Source organism: Rhodothermaceae bacterium (genome assembly GCA_009838195.1).
In the GTDB taxonomy this organism is placed as follows: domain Bacteria; phylum Bacteroidota; class Rhodothermia; order Rhodothermales; family Bin80; genus Bin80.
In genome coordinates this window covers 58539-74405 of the sequence record VXSC01000047.1, presented here as the reverse complement: position 1 = coordinate 74405, position 15867 = coordinate 58539, and the positions used below count along the sequence as shown (strand labels likewise).

The following is a 15867-nucleotide window of genomic DNA, read 5'->3' as shown; positions in this document are numbered from 1 at the left end:
AGAAAAACTTTGATCAGTATTTGGCTGGAATGGTATCACCAAGGCCTAAGCGGTCGGCAATCAAGCCGTAAACTTCTCTTCCTTCAGCCCCATAGGATTCTGAAAGTGCTGTTGCCACAAATCTCACACAGACACACGGGAAGAGCGGCATAAGCTGCAGAAACTCGGGTATGCTTCCGTTGATATGGTTAACGACCTCCATTAAAGCAGCCTCTTCCCGTTCGGTAGCTACATCACAGTGAGCAATAAAGGGTGAGCCATGCGAATCCGAAATCTGCTCCACCAAGGCTTTTTCTAACTCACGGATAGATGGAAAATCACCCATGCTCGTTACTACTATAGATTAGTCTATTTCTCTAATTCTTGGGGATCGTGCTATTGGGTGGGTCAAGTCAGAAGGTCATGGACTACGTTCCCGAAAACATCAGTCAAGCGGTATCGTCGCCCTTGATGCCGGAAGGTGAGACGCTCATGATCAACACCGAGGAGATGCAGAATAGTCGCCTGAAAATCATGTACATGCACAGGATTCCGCGCAATGTTGTATCCGAGCTCATCAGTCGCACCGTAGGAGAACCCTTTCTTGATTCCACCACCGGTCATCCACAACGTAAAACAGCGTGGATGGTGATCCCGCCCAAATCCCTCCCGGGTCAGGCGCCCCTGTGAGTAATTGGTTCTCCCAAACTCGCCGCCCCAAATGACGAGAGTATCGTCCAGTAATCCACGCTGCTTGAGATCCAAGACTAGCGCTGCCGAGGCCTGATCCGTTTCTTTGGCCTGAGTCTGGATCGCACCGTAGAGTCCGCCATGGTGGTCCCAGCCTTGGTGGTAGAGTTGAATGAAGCGTACGCCGCGTTCGGCAAGCCGTCGTGCCAACAGGCAGTTGGCTGCAAATGTGCCGGCTTCCCGGGCGTCGTCTCCATAGAGGGCAAAAGTGGAATCGGGTTCGTCCTCAATAGCAGTGACTTCCGGCACAGAAGTCTGCATACGGAAGGCCATTTCGTACTGCGCAATCTTGGTTTCGATCTCCGGGTCCTGGAGTTGCTCCAGTTGTAATTCTTGGAGCTCACGAAGTGCACGCATATGCCGCTCGCGATCGCCCTGAGTGATCCCCGGAGGGTTGCTCAAATAAAGCACAGGATCTTTGCCCGCACGAAACTGGACGCCCTGATGTTGTGATGCCAAAAAACCGTTCCCCCATAGTCTGGAATACAGCGGCTGCCCCAACTTATCCTTGGTGACCAGCACCACGAACGAGGGTAAATTGGCATTCTCACTTCCTAGACCGTAACTCAGCCATGAACCCATGGAAGGACGGCCGGGCTGCTGGGAGCCACTTTGCAGGAACGTGATCGCAGGGTCATGATTGATGGCATCGGTGTACATGGAGTGAACGAAGCAGAGTTCATCTACAACCTGGGAGGTATAGGGCATCAGGTTGCTAACCCATGCACCGCTATCTCCATGCTGCGCAAAAGAAAAGGGAGACTGCACCATCGGGAAGCTTTTCTGACCAGCAGTCATACCGGTCAGTCGTTGCATGCCACGGACAGACGGTGGTAGTTCCTCACCATGGTAAGACTCCAGAGAAGGCTTGTAGTCAAAGAGATCCAACTGTGATGGTGCACCACTCTGCAGCAGATAAATCACACGCTTGACCTTCGCAGGAAAGTGTGTTGTTCCGAGGATTCCCGGCACCGGATCGCCACTGATCTGCGCACCGGTGGCAGATACCGGGTTGAGGAGTGAGGCCAACGTTGCCGCACCAAGTCCGAGCGTCGTGCGCGTCAGGAAATCCCGGCGGGTATATTGCTGATCGTAATTATGACATTCATGCATGGTGACTATCAACGCTTGGTGTAGGCTTCGTCGTGGTTCAAGATAAGTTGTGCAACCATTGTCAGTGCAGCGGTATTGGCACGATCAAGGGACGCATCGGCAATCATTTCCCCAACGGCAAAAAGTGAGTCAATATCGGCAGGGTTTTCGGCAAAGCGCACTTTTTCCTGAGCATGCAGATCCGTCATGAGCTCAACTTCCTTTTCACTGGGATGACGCCCGGTAGCAAGCCGGAAGCCGTGTTCAATTTGGAGGGCTATATCTCCGGGAATCTCTCGCTGGACACGCTCGGCCAATGCGCGTGATGCCTCGACAAATTGCGGGTCATTCATGAGGACCAATGCCTGGAGTGGGGTATTGGTGTTCTGGCGCCGTACAAAACAGGTAGAACGGTCTGGAGCATCAAAAACCAGCATGGTCGGCGGAGGAGAAGTTCGCCGGATAAAAGTGTACAGACTGCGGCGGTAAAGCGCTTCGCCCTCATCTTGCTTATAGTGCAGCAGAAATTGCGAAAAATTCCCCTTCTCAATCCATAATCCTGGAGGCTGGTAGGGCTTCACACTGGGACCGCCGACCTGGTTGACCAATAGACCACTCGCTGCCAAGGCATTATCCCGGACCATCTCTGCACTCAGGCGATGGCGTGGCCCTCTCGCAAGAAGTAGATTCGTAGGATCTAGTTCCTGTAATTCTGTAGGCGCAAGGCTGGACTGGCGATAGGTCGCACTCATCACAATAGACTTGACGAGTGCCTTGAGGTCATAGCCAGAGTTTACAAAAGAGACGGCCAGGTAATCCAGTAATGCCGGATGAGAGGGCAGAGCCCCCTGGTTCCCAAAGTCTTCTGGCGTTGATACCAGCCCCTGTTCAAAGAACATCATCCAGTAGCGGTTCACGGTGACACGTGCAGTCAGCGGTTGCTCTGGGCTGAAGAGCCACTGTGCTAACCCAAGGCGGGTAGGAGGGACATCGTCCGATAGGCTGCCAAGGACCAAAGGGGTTCCCGGGGAAACCTGCTCACGAGGCTGGTCATAGAGGCCACGCTCGAGGACATGGGTGGGTCTTGGTTCGTCCATCTCTTCCATCACCATGACCTCCATTACTTCACTGACTGCCGCTTCCTCTTCTGCGCGAGCTTCCTTGAGTTCCCTGAGCAGTTCTCTATAGTGCTGATCGTAGTAATTCAGAAATACGGCCAGTTCATCGCCTTGTACAGACGTATTAGCCAGTATTGCAATGTCCGATGCGGTAAGTTGCCGGGCATAGATTTTTAGTTCATCCATATCCCCCATGAAGATGCCGTCATCACCCCCGAACGCGCGGTAACTCCGCCCGATACGCATCGGGCGGCTGGTAGGTTTATAGAGTCCATCTACAGGCAGGATACTCTTGTAGAGATTGTCATACTCAATCCTGGCTGGAACACGCTGGCCCTGCAAATAAAGCTGAACGCCGTCTGCCCGGCTTGATCCGTCATACGTGAATGCCGTATGTGTCCAGTCGTCGACTGCGACAGGTTCATTGGAGCGGACATGCAGGTAATTATGTGGGAGTGCGTGAATCAGTCGGACGGACAGGTGATTCAGGCTATCCAGGTAAACTTCCCATCCCCGCCAGTATGTATTCTTGTGGAAGGCATTGCCGACAATTCTTGTATAGGCTCCTGAGGTATCTGGCCGGATCCATACCGCAACGGAAAACGGGTCAATGCGCTCAAAATTCCCTGCCTCGTCGACCTGAAGAAAATCATAGTCGCTGTCAAAATTTGCGGCTTTCCCTAACTGCCCTTCGACGGAAGTCAGGGTGCCACCACCGGTTTTGCCTTCCTTGCCCCCTGGTGCCATGTTTGGGGTTACTTCACCTGAGGTCTGATCAAATGGGAAGTAACTGACCAATTCGGAATCGGGGACATTCCCTGGCATCGGCACATCTGCATGCAGCCCTTTCTGTTTGATTTCCTCGGCTCGTGCATTCAGTGCGGTTTCCAAGTGTTCAATCCGATCACGTTTTTGCTCGAGCACTGTTTCCTCTTCGGGTGTGGGCATCATCAGCAATGGGCCAGCATTCCCATCATCCCCCGTCATTCCCAGTTCATTTACATTGTTGAAGAATGCAGAAAGTTGAAAGTATTCCGCTTGGGAAACAGGATCAAATTTGTGATCATGGCAGCGGGCACACTCCATCGTGAGGCCTAAAAATGCCTGAGCCGTTGTATTTGTGCGTTCAGCGACGTACTCAAGCCGGTACTCTTCATCAATTACACCGCCTTCGGCCGTCATTGGGTGGTTACGGTGGAATCCAGTGGCCAGAATCTGTTCACGAGTTGCATTCGGCAGCAGATCACCAGCAAGTTGCCACGTTACGAACTCGTCGTAAGGCATATTTTCGTTGAAAGCCTTGATGACCCAATCTCTCCAGGGCCACATCGTTCGGATCCCGTCCGCATGATAGCCGTGGCTATCTGCATAGCGGGAAAGATCCATCCACTCGGTTGCCATTCGTTCCCCATATGCCTCGGAGTCCAGCAGACGGTCAACAACCCGCTCATAGCTACCCGGTGTGTTATCATTCAAGAAGTCATCGATCTCCTCAAGCGTCGGGGGTAGTCCAGTCAGATCAAGTGTGACACGTCGTAGGAGACGTTCTTGATCTGATTCTTCAGAAGGAATCAGTCCCTCCCGTTCAATGCGTGCCAGTACAAAGCGATCAATGTCGTTTTCCGGCCACATATCATCTTGCACGGAAGGGATCGGGGGCAGGGTAGGTGGGATAAACGCCCAGTGAGGTTTCCATTCAGCCCCTTGCTCGATCCAGCGATTGATCAGAGCGATTTCGTAATCAGACAGCGTCAGATTGGATTCAGGCGGCGGCATGACGGTTTCCGGGTCGCTGGATGTAATCCGGCGCATCAGTTCACTGCGGCCAGGCCTCTTCGGCACAATCGCATATCCACCAGATTGCAGCTTCGCTGCAAGGGCTCCTTCTTCTGTATACAGGTGCAGGTCCGCTTCACGTGCATTGTCATCGGGACCATGACAGGCGTAGCACCGATCTGACAATAGTGGTTGAATATGGAAATTATAATCAACACGCTCCGGGAGACGGGCACGTATATCGGGATCTGATTCGAGGTTCGTTGAGCAGGCTCCAACGAGCAGCAGGATGCAGAGTGGCGCTAAGCGGATCAGAGATTTACCACTTGGCTGCACAAAGAAAAGGTTGATAGAGTCAAAGCCCGATCGCATGATTGTGGAGAAATCGTGATTTAGCAAGAACGATGTCTTCTCAATAACAATATAAGGAAGTTAACAAGGAGAGTGATTCAACACGGGCTCGCTTCGGCTGGCAGGACATAAGCATCCATCGGTCTGGAGGACGCTCTGTGTGATGTCCTACGCTCGGGCTAAATCCCGAATAGCCCCCCTCCAAGTGCACTCAAACGGTAGGATAATCGCAGCATGACATAGCGGCCAAGTGTTTCCGTACGCTGCTCAGAGATGAAGCTCGCAGAATTATTGAAGGCTACAGACAAGTTCTGGTTGAGCAGGTCCTTGATCTCAATTGCGACAGAGGCACGCTCATCCATGAACAGACGCTCAAAGGTAAGGTCAATCAGCGCCTTGTTCTGGACATCTCCAAACACATCCCGGTCGTATGTCTGATACCGAAATTCGGTACCGATTGTCCAATTGAATGCCGGGTGCCATTGTATATCGAAAGAATACGATGCGTTAATGTAGCGCTGGTTCAAGTCTGTATTGAGTGAATAATCGAGATCATTATAGGTACCGGAGATACGAGCCTCCAGTCCAACGATGTCCTGGTTTCGGTTCGAGACAGAAAACCCCAAACGGTTACGAAGGATTCGGGAGGCGTTTTCATTTGAGTTGATGAACTCAGAACCGGTGGTGATGGTTAGGTTGTTGCTCCATCTCACCACGATATTGAGCGGTCGGATCGGCATGCCCACATTCGTAAATGCCGAGGTAGTCCAGCCTGCGTCAGAGTTGATCGCGGTGACGCTCTGGCGTAGCGATTCATCAATAATTCGCGTTGGTACAATTTGATTTCGTGCATAGGTTGTACTGATGTTTGCAAATATATTGAGTTGTGTCCAGGGGTCGAATGAATTAAAGCGTCCAGAAAACATATGTCTGGACTCAGGCTCAAGGTTGGGATTCCCGACATATATCCGAAGCGGGTCGCTATTGTCTGTAAACGGCTGCAGTTCTCGCAGGGACGGCTCACGAGTCATAGCCCGGTAGCTGAATTCAATATCTTGGTTTTCCTTCAATGCTCTTTCGTATCGTAGCTGCGGCAAAAGGTGTGTATAGCTGGCCCGTACAGGGGGCATACCGGTTTCCGTTGTACCGTCAAGTTGAGATTGCTGTAACCGAACTTCCAGGGTAAGAAATCCAAGGGTTCCCTTTCGATTTAGTTGGAGACCCGCTCTGTAGTAGGTATACGTTTGTTCGAAGGCGTTACTGAGTCGAGAGTTCAGCAGACGGTCATCATTACTTGTGTTATAAAAGCGTTTATCATTTTCACGTCGGGAGAAGTCCCGTTCACCGAACGCCAGAAGGGAAAAGCCGCTTTTCAGCGGGTGAGTTAAGGACAGTTTAAGATCTGCCGCTTCGCTCTTTCCGAATAGGTCTTGGTCTTGTTGAACCTCTTGCCAGGTCATGAGATTACCCGATCCGGCTAGGCCAGTGCGAGTGGATAGCGCAGTGATCTGATCATTATCTGACAGGCTGAATTGAGCTGTTGTGACTAGGCTGGTCCCACGTTCAGAGATTTTCTTTCTCCAGGTTAGCGTTCCGTTTCCGCTGAGGTTGGTAGCGTGTTGATCAACGGCCCTGTGAGCCTCATTGAGTAGAAATTGTCGTTGTCCAAAAGTCTGTTGAGTCCCCGTTTGCTCAGTATTGGAAGAATTCCACTGCATCGTAGCTCGGGAGCGAATTTGGTGCCCTGGCGATAGCTGTACCTGTGCATTTAGGTTCACTCTGTGCCCGAGATTATCTGAGTCTGCGACGGATGATCCTTCGCCGTAGGCGGCGATGTTTGCGTCCGCAAGTTCATGCCGCTGGTTCGTACTGTTTTGCACCCGCTGCAACTTGTCAACAAAGTAGCTGCCGCGTAAATAATTGTTTTTGGAAAAGTCGTGCCCGGCATTGAATCCAACCGCGATTGATTCCACAAATCCACCAGAATTTGTAGGAGAAACTGCATTGCGGAGTAGTGAAACATCTTGAAGGCCGCCAGCCGCCATCAAACCTAACAGGTCGGTAATGCCGAAGCCTGATTGGCCGGTGTTATTTGCGTTGCCGATGAGAGAAAGCTGTGTATTCGGTGAGAAGCGCATCAGATTCAGGCGTGTGTCGTAGCGTCCACCTGGGCTCTGTTCGCCCCCAATAGCTCCAGATAAGTTCCCCATGAGGCCCTGCTTGGCGTCCTCCTTGAGTAAAAGATCAAGCGTTCTTTCTTCCTCACCGTCAGGGATGCCAGTGAACTCTGCTTCGTCACTATCCTTGTCGTAAACCTGGACCTTATCCACTGCTTCTGCAGGTAAGTTTTTCGTGACGGCAGTAGGGGTGTCGGCGAAAAACTCTTTTCCGTCAACCAGGATGTTCTCGACGGTTTCGCCCAGCGCCTTAACGGTACCATCATTCTCTACTTCTATGCCTGGTAGTCTCTTGAGTAAATCTTCTACCACGTCATTCGGACGTACCGCAAATGCATTGGCGTTGTATTCCAAAGTATCACGCTTTACGACGAATGGGACGTGATCAGCGCTAACAATGACTTCCCCCAGCTCTTCTGAGAGTTCAGACATTGTCAGTTTGCCAACATTTACATCTTCATTAAGAATCTCAATATTTTGACGCAGGGTCGCAAAACCAACGTATGTGATTTGCAGGATATATGTATCCGCAACAACACGTCTCAGCGTGAAGCGCCCATCTGCGGCCGTGGTGGTGAATTTTGCCATTACCGAATCGGCCTGGGTCAGGAGCACTACCGTGGCCTGAGGTAAGGGTAGATCCTCGTGGTCAACTACGATTCCATTCACATCAAACCGTTCGGTTTGAGCAGCCGAAGGGACTGTCACCAAAAGTAGTAACGCGATTCCTACAAGGTGTCGAAGGTTCATGTATCGGTACTATTGTCTGATAATTATACTCCTCGCTGCTCCAGAGACACCTTCTTCCATTCGTTCTTTCACGAGGGCATCAAACTCTTCTTGAGTCATCTTTCGCCCCTTTTCGGGGGTTGTGATTTCGACTTCTGTGTCCATGGTAATTGAGTTGGCTTCGTACATCTTTCGGCCATCATCAATAGACAGCACGAGAATGAGGCCGGGGAGTCCTCCGTAGTGCTCTGGGCCGAGTGGTACTGGAATTTCAGGCGTGAACCACGCGTCTACTGACACAGAATCCACAGTAGCTGTAGCTTTGATCACACGACGATCGAGGAAGGACCCCTCTTCGGTGGACAGTTTCCATTTTATTAGGGGCAGTTCGCCCGTGATCAAAAAGTCACGACCGAGAAAACGGTAATGATCCGTGTACAGACCTTCGTCGATATCAGTCACTGAATTGATGAGGTTTGGAATACTACTATTGCCATCCAATCCAGAAAAACGCATTCTGATCGTCACCCCATCGGCAGTGGAGCTGCCAAAATCAGTACCATTGGCTTTATCGTCTGCCTCAACGCGGCGAATACTGGCCATGAATGCGTTATTGAAATCCATGGAGTACAGCGAAGAATCCGCTTTTGGAATCATGTCCTGAAATCGTGCCATTTCGGGAGGAAGTTCAATATCTAACTTGATCGTGCGCGTGTACGTCACTGTGCCTGACTGTGCTGCACAGAAGTGTACCAAAAATATTGTCAGAGCCGTTAAAGACCACAGGGAAATACTTTTTCGAAAAAGGGACGGATGAACTACTTGCATTACACAGATGATTTTATTGCAGGGATGATGGATCCTTCTCGCTCTAACGGTCAGGCTAGGCAAAGAACGATGGATGTGCGTAAAGTATTGTTGGAGGGCACCAGAGGTCCCACGGATTCAGGACACGCTCTGACTAACGTACTGGGAAGCGACGTGGTTCCAGGTATGGACATGGAACCGCGCAAGCAAGAGTACTCCCTGCAGGTCATGGCTCTTCCTGAGGAATTTGTCATGCGATAGGATTGTATATTTGGACGCGACCGTTGTACCGGTTATGACAAACTCAACCTCAGTACAGCATTCAAGGTTATGATCTGTCAAAGACAATAACCAAACTAAAAGTAGCTTACTTCCAATGAAATTTTTCACCTCTGCATTACCACACCTCTGTATATCTGGGCTGTTGATTTGCTTGATCGCCAGTTGCAATTCAAGGTCTTCGGTTGACCAGATATTGGTCCCTACTCACACGGACTTTGGAGACCTTTTTGTGTTGGAGGATACGATCCGATTCAATTATTCGGTGCTGTTTGGTAACCGGTGGACAATGGATGTGAATTCTGCGGGGGAGCTTCTGGTGCTGGATCCTCAGAGTGAGGGTGTCTATCTGTTTTCCCCGTCCGGCGTATTCATACAGAGGATGGCAATCACCGACTGTAATCCGGAGGCAGGGTTCAATTTCTTTGCACACGCTTCATTCCTGGATGATTCGCATATTGCTGTTTTCAATAACAAGGGAGTGATCGTTTTTAGCCGTGATGGAGAGTGTGTTCGAGCCATTACCGACAGGGATTTTGCGACAAATACACAGGGGATCTGCTCACATCGGGACACGATATTTGCTATGCCTGGTGACGTCTGGGACAGCACGGCTATTCGATCCTACAATCCAGATTTAGCCCTTATGGAGGATCATTTTTCGCTTCCCCTTCCAGAGTTCCCACGGCGGGCATCCACTATGCGAACACTTCAAGGAGCCGCTATGGCATGCTTTGACGACGATGTTTGGTGGGTCTATTCAGAAAGTTTTGATGCAAGTCCTCGGCTGTCCCCAGCAAAGCTTCCCCGATATATGCCAGATTTTTTCGTAGAGCGGACCCAGGATTTTCCAGAATTTGAGCTAGTGGATCAGTCTAATTTTCGGAGAATTACCGAGATGATTAGTGAAGCAGAAGCTCAAGCATCGTCCGTTCAGGGCATATACGCGCTCGATAATGAGACACGTATGATTGTCTATGGCGGTACCGAATCTGATTTAGGTACGGGAGCGGTCATTGCTAGTCACAGGGATCGTTTCCCAGCCGTCAGTACATGGCTTTCGGAAGGACCAAAGGCCGTCGGGAACGGGAGATTGTTTATGGCGGGTGATCCAGACGATGACCTTACCGGAGAAGCCACGAATCCCCCGATTATCCGCTACCGGTTTGTCCCACCGACAGATTGATAATCGGCCTATTTTCGTGTATTTGGACGCGACCATTGTATCGGTTATGACATACTCAATCTCGGTATAGCATTCAGGAGTGTGGGACAACAACTATAAGCGGCTTTCTTTCAATGAATTTCTCCATCTCCGCATTGACGCATCTCTGTCTATCTGGGCTGTTGATTTGCTTGATCGCCGGTTGCAATTCAAGGTCTACGGTTGACCAGGTTTTAGTCCCTACTCACGCGGACTTTGGAGACCTTTTTGTGTTGGAGGATACGATCCGATTCAACCATTCGGTGCTGTTTGGTAACAGGTGGATGCTGGATGTAAATTCTGCCGGGGAGCTCTTGGTGCTAGATCCCCAAAGCGAGGGAGTCTACGTGTTTTCACCAGACGGAAAATTGGTTTGGACGACAGTAATCACCGACTGCAATCCCGAAGCAAACTTCAATTTCGGCGTACAAGCTTCATTCTTGAACGATTCTTATGTTGCCGTTTTGATTAACAAGGGGGTGATCGTTTTAGGTCAAAATGGGGAGTGCGTCCAGACCATCACCGATATGGATCTGGCACTAAATACGTGGGGACTATGCTTACACTCGGATACCATATTTGCCATGCCGCGTGATATCCGGGACAGCACCTTCATCCGAGCCTATAGTTCGGATTTTGTACTTATTGATTGGTTTCCACTCCCCGCACCCAAGTTCCGAAGACGAGCAGCCATTATGCTAACAACGGGCGTGACATCCGTCATGGGATGTTTTGACGACGACGTTTGGTGGGTATATTCAGAAAACTTTGATGCCACTCCCCGACTATCCCGTGCAGGACTGATCCGATTCATGCCGGACTTTTTCGTGGAGCGAACTCAGGATTTTCCAGATTTTGGAATGATAAATCAATCCAATTTTCTGGAGATTACTGAAAAGATTGATAAAGCTGAGGCCGAGGCAACAAGCGTGGAGGGAATGTTTGTGCTTGATAACGAGACACGCATGATTGTCTACGGTGTCAACGAATTTGATCCAGGTGTAGGAGTGGTCATTGCCAGTCACAGGGATCGTTTTCCAGCTGTAAGCACACGACTTTCGGAAGGACCAAAGGCCGTCGGGAACGGGAGATTGTATATGGCGGGTGATCCGGAAGATGAACTTACTGGAGAAGCCGTGAATCCTCCGATCATCCGCTACCGGTTTATCCCACCAACAGATTGATAATGGGCATATTTTCGTGTGGTTAAGTATATGATTCCCGGCACTGGGCTCTTCGAAATTGCCACTCCAACGGCAAACACACCGGTAGTAATCGGGAAAAATATAGATCTGGTTTGTAGATTCCGTCACACGAATAGCAATTGAACCCTCTCACCATGCGTAGTATATCTTTGGCACTGTTTCTTTCTCTGATGACTATTCAGTCTGGCTTAGCGCAGTCACGTATCGTTTTTCTGGGCGATTCCATTACGGAGGCAGGTGTAAACCCAGGCGGTTATGTTACGCTGGTTGCAGATTCATTGCAGACGCTTGATGCGGAGATCGAAGTATTGGGTGCCGGGATCAGCGGCAATAAGGTACCCGACCTGCTGGCACGGCTGGATGAGGATGTTCTGGCACATGAACCAACGCACGTAGTGGTCTACATCGGAATCAATGATGTCTGGCATCATTTCGAATTTGATCATGTCACCGGGACGGATCCCGAGACTTTTGAGGAAGGTCTCGGAGAGTTGATTGATCGCGTTGAAGAGAGCGGGGCGGCTGTGCTTTTGTGTACCCCCAGTGTGATTGGAGAGGATACGGAAAGCGATGCAGAAGTGAATCTACGTCTGGCAGAATACGCGCAACTTTCGCGCGGTGTCGCGCAAGAAAAGAACGTACATCTCTGTGATCTACGTGCTTCTCTCGAAGCCTATCTGGTTGAGCAGAATCAGGATAAGGTCTATGACGGGATATTGACCACCGACGGTGTCCACCTGAATGCGGCGGGAAATCGCTTTGTCGCAAATTTCATGATCCAGGAGCTTCAGAGCGTACTTGGACTCTAGCCGACGTACGGAATGGTCAGCGGTCCTTCCGGTACCACGGCAATAGGTGCATCGGGCCTGTTCAGACGTGCCAATTCAGCATCAATCGCTCCGCGTACATCCTCAATAGGTGCCAGGTGAGCCCTTCGAACCAGCTCGGGGTCCAGTTCACTGAATAGACTGACGCGGCAAGTTCGCAGGATCTGCAGAAGTTTCTGGGTCTGCCACTGGTCGGGTTCGCTGAAATCAGGGCTTCGGATCGCCGCCCAGCCTTCCTCAACACTTGCCCAGCGAAGCACTTGGCTTTTGAATGCGCCATGCTCAGGGAACCCGTCATTGCACTGGGATGCGGTGATGATCAGTCCATCCTTTGTTGTAATGGGATGGGCGGCTGACATTCCCTTGACACTCTGGTACAGGTTTAGGTCAAGGGGGAAACCACTGTTGGTTGTAACTACAATCGGGAAGGCTTCCTTAACGCGGACCATTGCGGTCTCTCTGGAAAAAACGCATCCCGCTTCATGCGCAGAGTTAACCTCTCCACAGAAATATCCTGTGATCTTCCGGTCCGTGTTGAGCGTCACATTCACCAAAAAATCTACGGGCAGCAATGCTCCGGCTGCACGAACATGGTTCTGGGTTGGATTCCCCTCCAGGATGCCCCAGGTACTTTTTGGATGGGCAATATTTGTGAAGCCATGATAGGTTTGGATGGCGTCCAAATCAGCAATCCCTGGGAAGGTTGCCTTGTAGCCTCCGCTAAATCCTGCCATAAAATGCGGTTCAATGAATCCCATCAGAATTCGACGGTCCGCCTTTACATAGTCTGCCGTATAGGAAACATCGTAACCGTAGGGACTGCGGCCTACGTGGAGCAGGGTACTTGCATTTCGGGAATCATGATTGATAATACGGTACTTGGCAATGATCTCTGGGCCAACCATTTGAAGTAATTCCTCATCCGTATTGCCGCGGTGTGTGCCTGTCCCAACGATAAGGGTAACATCCTCTTGTTTGATTCCTCTGATTTCTTCAAAAAGCCATGGAAGTAGACGATCACTGGGTAATGCACGGGTAATGTCCGGAATCACAACTGCAAGGGATTCACCGGCGGTGATAAGTTCGCGAAGGGGCCGCGTACCGTAAGGATTCCGAACCGATTCAATGAATGCTGCATGTTCGTCTGGCAGGCCTTCGATATAGCGCGGACGCAGTACGGTGGTATTGAGCCCTTCAAGGTTCAAAGGCAACCCCTCAGAGCCGTAGTCCAACTGCACGGTATTTACCCCGCTACTCATATCCCTGCTGTGGGTCTATTGAGGGCGATGCCTCAATAAGATCCGCCAGATTATCAAAAGCAGCCATTTGATCGCGCTGCATCAGTGGACGAATCACAGGCAGGATTGCCCTGCTGATAAATGATGATCCATGCATAACGATGGTCTGCTGTATGCGGGATCCTTCCCCTAACGTCTGAAACGTAACAGAACGGTAACCTGAATAGCGCTCGGTTTCAATCTCTGCGCGGTATTCTTCCATTGGGATGATAGATGTAACCGTTTCGAGGCGAGAGCTGCCGTTGACAAATTCCATACGGAAAGATGCACTGAGATCAAATGGTTGGCCACTGATAGCTTCTACACGTTCCAGATTCCGTTGCCAGAGCTTTTGTCGGCCCGGATCCAGGAAGGTGGTCCATGAATCAGCAACCGGGGCCTTCACGCGCGCAGTTGCCGTATAGCGGACTTCATCAACGAATAGACCCGTGATTACGAGTGCGAGTAAGGCCGCTGCAAGAATCACAGACACCGTATACAGAAATTGCTTCATGGCCTATCAGTAGTGGTTAATGGGAAAATCATACTCAGAACAAGATTGTACGCCATAAATAGCACCTTAGATACTATGATGAATGAACAGCCATCCATACCAGCCCCGAGAGGACGTGCCACAGCCACGAACCCTCCCACCAGATTTGATCCGGTCAGCATAGAGCTGGACTTGGATGCTCTTGAGCCGAGTGAATTGAGGAAATCCTCCACCCAGTTCTTTGAAGATACTTCGAGATCTATTCTTGTGAGCAATGACTCCCCCGATGTTGGGCATAATTGGGGGCTTAATCCATACCGTGGTTGCGAACATGGTTGCATCTATTGTTATGCGCGCCCGAGTCATGAATATCTGGGATGGAGTGCAGGGATTGATTTTGAGACAAAAATTTTAATTAAGCGAAACGCTCCTGAGCTTTTGAGCAAGGAATTGAGGAAGCGTTCCTGGAAACCAACCGCTGTTGCACTTTCTGGGAATACAGATGTGTACCAGCCTGCAGAGCGGCGATTTAAGTTAACCCGCAGCTGTCTGCAGACTCTTTCAGATCATCATAATCCGGTTGGCATTATTACAAAAAACCATCTCGTCACACGTGATATAGATATCCTGGCTCCGATGGCACGGTTGAGTTTAGTGCGGGTAATGATTTCGATTACAACGCTGCGTAGCAAAATTACCAGAGTTATGGAGCCTCGCACAAGCATTCCAGCACGTCGATTGGATGCAATTGAGGCACTCTCTGAAGCGGGGATTCCTACTGGTGTAATGGTCGCTCCTGTGATTCCAGGTTTGACAGATGAGGAACTTCCGGCGATTCTTGAGGCTGCAGCCAAGCGGGGAGCGACGCTGGCCGGATACACTGTACTTCGATTACCGGGACCGGTCGCCCCGCTTTTTGAAGACTGGTTGGATCGGGTGATGCCGGAGCGCAAGGATAAAATTATCGGTCGAATCAAGGAACTTCGTTCGGGGCGGCTCAACGATCCACGGTTTAGGCACCGGATGCGCGGGGAAGGGGAGTGGGCAAGTTTTCTAAAAAATCTCTTTGAGGTGACATGCAGGCGATACGGGTTCAATGAATCAAAAGAGCCATTACGGACAGATTTATTTATCCGGAATCCAAGCAATCAACTCAATCTGTTCGATCAGGATGATTTAGGTACAGCTTGGTCTGGATAGACAGATTGCGTTGCCAGAGAATCCAGAGGTGCTGCCGGATTGATCGAGGGTACGCCTTATCGCCGGAAAAAAATCCTTGCGACGAAAGTTACCAAGCATTTTCTCGCTAAGCCTCAGGTTTTGGTCACGTGAGCATATCGCCTTCGGTAAATGAACAGGCGTCCTGGATCATGGCATCTAGAACGTTCAAATCCACATCACTTAACCGCTTGATATAGAGGCAACTCTTGCCCCGGGTATATTTGCCCAACTTCGTCAAGGCGGCCTCATGGCGATTCAGTCCACCGGACAGGTATATACTGAAGGCTCTTTTTCGAGGAGAAAACCCGACTTGGAACCATTCGCCAGTCCGACCCGATGCATAGCGATAACAAAACTGGCCAAAGCCAATGATGCTGGGACCCCACATCTTTGGTGAATCCCCTGTGGCTACTCCCATCATACGCAGCAGAACAGCACTGTCTGCTTGTTGGTCAGGGCGCTCCAGTGCATTGAGGAATTCCTGGACGCTCGCATTGGTAGGTTGAGTTTTGAGTTGTGACATTGGTTTATTTTCTGCGCAGTCAAATATAAACACTGTTGATTCTCAAATAGAATGCCAGT

13 protein-coding genes are annotated in these 15867 nt (G+C 50.4%); 5 read left to right on the top strand and 8 right to left on the bottom strand.

The window, feature by feature from the left end; genetic code table 11:
• Nucleotides 1–13 precede the first annotated feature (13 nt).
• From F4Y64_10830 to F4Y64_10810, 5 genes are all read right to left on the bottom strand, one after another.
• Nucleotides 14–325, bottom strand: coding sequence for a hypothetical protein (locus F4Y64_10830; GenBank protein ID MXX98093.1), 312 nt, complete (start codon nucleotides 323–325; stop codon nucleotides 14–16).
• A gap of 62 nt (nucleotides 326–387) precedes the next feature.
• Complete coding sequence (locus F4Y64_10825; GenBank protein MXX98092.1) at nucleotides 388–1842, bottom strand: DUF1501 domain-containing protein; 1455 nt, start codon at nucleotides 1840–1842, stop codon at nucleotides 388–390.
• Between the two features lie 8 nt (nucleotides 1843–1850).
• Nucleotides 1851–5087 carry a DUF1553 domain-containing protein gene (locus tag F4Y64_10820; protein MXX98091.1) on the bottom strand — a complete coding sequence of 1079 codons (3237 nt, stop codon included), beginning with the start codon at nucleotides 5085–5087 and terminating at the stop codon, nucleotides 1851–1853.
• A gap of 158 nt (nucleotides 5088–5245) precedes the next feature.
• Entirely contained in the window at nucleotides 5246–7993 is a 2748-nt protein-coding gene (locus F4Y64_10815; protein ID MXX98090.1) for an outer membrane beta-barrel protein, read from the bottom strand.
• A gap of 9 nt (nucleotides 7994–8002) precedes the next feature.
• On the bottom strand, nucleotides 8003–8800 hold the full coding sequence (locus F4Y64_10810; GenBank protein MXX98089.1) for a GLPGLI family protein: 798 nt from the start codon (nucleotides 8798–8800) through the stop codon (nucleotides 8003–8005).
• On the opposite strand from F4Y64_10810, the gene F4Y64_10805 reads away from it, so the two are divergent.
• From F4Y64_10805 to F4Y64_10790, 4 genes are all read left to right on the top strand, one after another.
• Nucleotides 8786–9040 carry a hypothetical protein gene (locus tag F4Y64_10805; protein MXX98088.1) on the top strand — a complete coding sequence of 85 codons (255 nt, stop codon included), beginning with the start codon at nucleotides 8786–8788 and terminating at the stop codon, nucleotides 9038–9040. The two genes, F4Y64_10810 and F4Y64_10805, sit on opposite strands and share 15 nt — an antisense overlap.
• A 115-nt stretch (nucleotides 9041–9155) precedes the next feature.
• On the top strand, nucleotides 9156–10244 hold the full coding sequence (locus F4Y64_10800; protein MXX98087.1) for a hypothetical protein: 1089 nt from the start codon (nucleotides 9156–9158) through the stop codon (nucleotides 10242–10244).
• 113 nt (nucleotides 10245–10357) lie between these two features.
• On the top strand, nucleotides 10358–11446 hold the full coding sequence (locus tag F4Y64_10795; GenBank protein ID MXX98086.1) for a hypothetical protein: 1089 nt from the start codon (nucleotides 10358–10360) through the stop codon (nucleotides 11444–11446).
• Between the two features lie 155 nt (nucleotides 11447–11601).
• Complete coding sequence (locus F4Y64_10790) at nucleotides 11602–12276, top strand: SGNH/GDSL hydrolase family protein (GenBank protein ID MXX98085.1); 675 nt, start codon at nucleotides 11602–11604, stop codon at nucleotides 12274–12276.
• On the opposite strand, the gene larA is transcribed toward F4Y64_10790, so the two are convergent.
• Complete coding sequence (gene larA, locus F4Y64_10785; protein ID MXX98084.1) at nucleotides 12273–13553, bottom strand: nickel-dependent lactate racemase; 1281 nt, start codon at nucleotides 13551–13553, stop codon at nucleotides 12273–12275. The two genes, F4Y64_10790 and larA, sit on opposite strands and share 4 nt — an antisense overlap.
• On the bottom strand, nucleotides 13546–14085 hold the full coding sequence (locus F4Y64_10780) for an SRPBCC family protein (GenBank protein ID MXX98083.1): 540 nt from the start codon (nucleotides 14083–14085) through the stop codon (nucleotides 13546–13548). The genes larA and F4Y64_10780 overlap by 8 nt, the downstream gene beginning before the upstream one ends.
• A gap of 75 nt (nucleotides 14086–14160) precedes the next feature.
• On the opposite strand from F4Y64_10780, the gene F4Y64_10775 reads away from it, so the two are divergent.
• Nucleotides 14161–15264: a PA0069 family radical SAM protein gene (locus tag F4Y64_10775; protein MXX98082.1), complete on the top strand. Its 1104-nt coding sequence runs from the start codon at nucleotides 14161–14163 to the stop codon at nucleotides 15262–15264.
• A 124-nt stretch (nucleotides 15265–15388) separates the two neighbouring features.
• Here F4Y64_10775 and F4Y64_10770 read toward each other — a convergent pair whose 3' ends face one another.
• On the bottom strand, nucleotides 15389–15808 hold the full coding sequence (locus F4Y64_10770; GenBank protein ID MXX98081.1) for a DUF1801 domain-containing protein: 420 nt from the start codon (nucleotides 15806–15808) through the stop codon (nucleotides 15389–15391).
• Nucleotides 15809–15867 lie beyond the last annotated feature (59 nt).

Coding starts and splice junctions, on each gene's coding strand:
- F4Y64_10830 (MXX98093.1), bottom strand. CDS start 325: ATGGGTGATTTTCCATCTATCCGTGAGTTAGAAAAAGCCTTGGTGGAG.
- F4Y64_10825 (MXX98092.1), bottom strand. CDS start 1,842: ATGCATGAATGTCATAATTACGATCAGCAATATACCCGCCGGGATTTC.
- F4Y64_10820 (MXX98091.1), bottom strand. CDS start 5,087: ATGCGATCGGGCTTTGACTCTATCAACCTTTTCTTTGTGCAGCCAAGT.
- F4Y64_10815 (MXX98090.1), bottom strand. CDS start 7,993: ATGAACCTTCGACACCTTGTAGGAATCGCGTTACTACTTTTGGTGACA.
- F4Y64_10805 (MXX98088.1), top strand. CDS start 8,786: ATGAACTACTTGCATTACACAGATGATTTTATTGCAGGGATGATGGAT.
- F4Y64_10810 (MXX98089.1), bottom strand. CDS start 8,800: ATGCAAGTAGTTCATCCGTCCCTTTTTCGAAAAAGTATTTCCCTGTGG.
- F4Y64_10800 (MXX98087.1), top strand. CDS start 9,156: ATGAAATTTTTCACCTCTGCATTACCACACCTCTGTATATCTGGGCTG.
- F4Y64_10795 (MXX98086.1), top strand. CDS start 10,358: ATGAATTTCTCCATCTCCGCATTGACGCATCTCTGTCTATCTGGGCTG.
- F4Y64_10790 (MXX98085.1), top strand. CDS start 11,602: ATGCGTAGTATATCTTTGGCACTGTTTCTTTCTCTGATGACTATTCAG.
- larA (MXX98084.1), bottom strand. CDS start 13,553: ATGAGTAGCGGGGTAAATACCGTGCAGTTGGACTACGGCTCTGAGGGG.
- F4Y64_10780 (MXX98083.1), bottom strand. CDS start 14,085: ATGAAGCAATTTCTGTATACGGTGTCTGTGATTCTTGCAGCGGCCTTA.
- F4Y64_10775 (MXX98082.1), top strand. CDS start 14,161: ATGATGAATGAACAGCCATCCATACCAGCCCCGAGAGGACGTGCCACA.
- F4Y64_10770 (MXX98081.1), bottom strand. CDS start 15,808: ATGTCACAACTCAAAACTCAACCTACCAATGCGAGCGTCCAGGAATTC.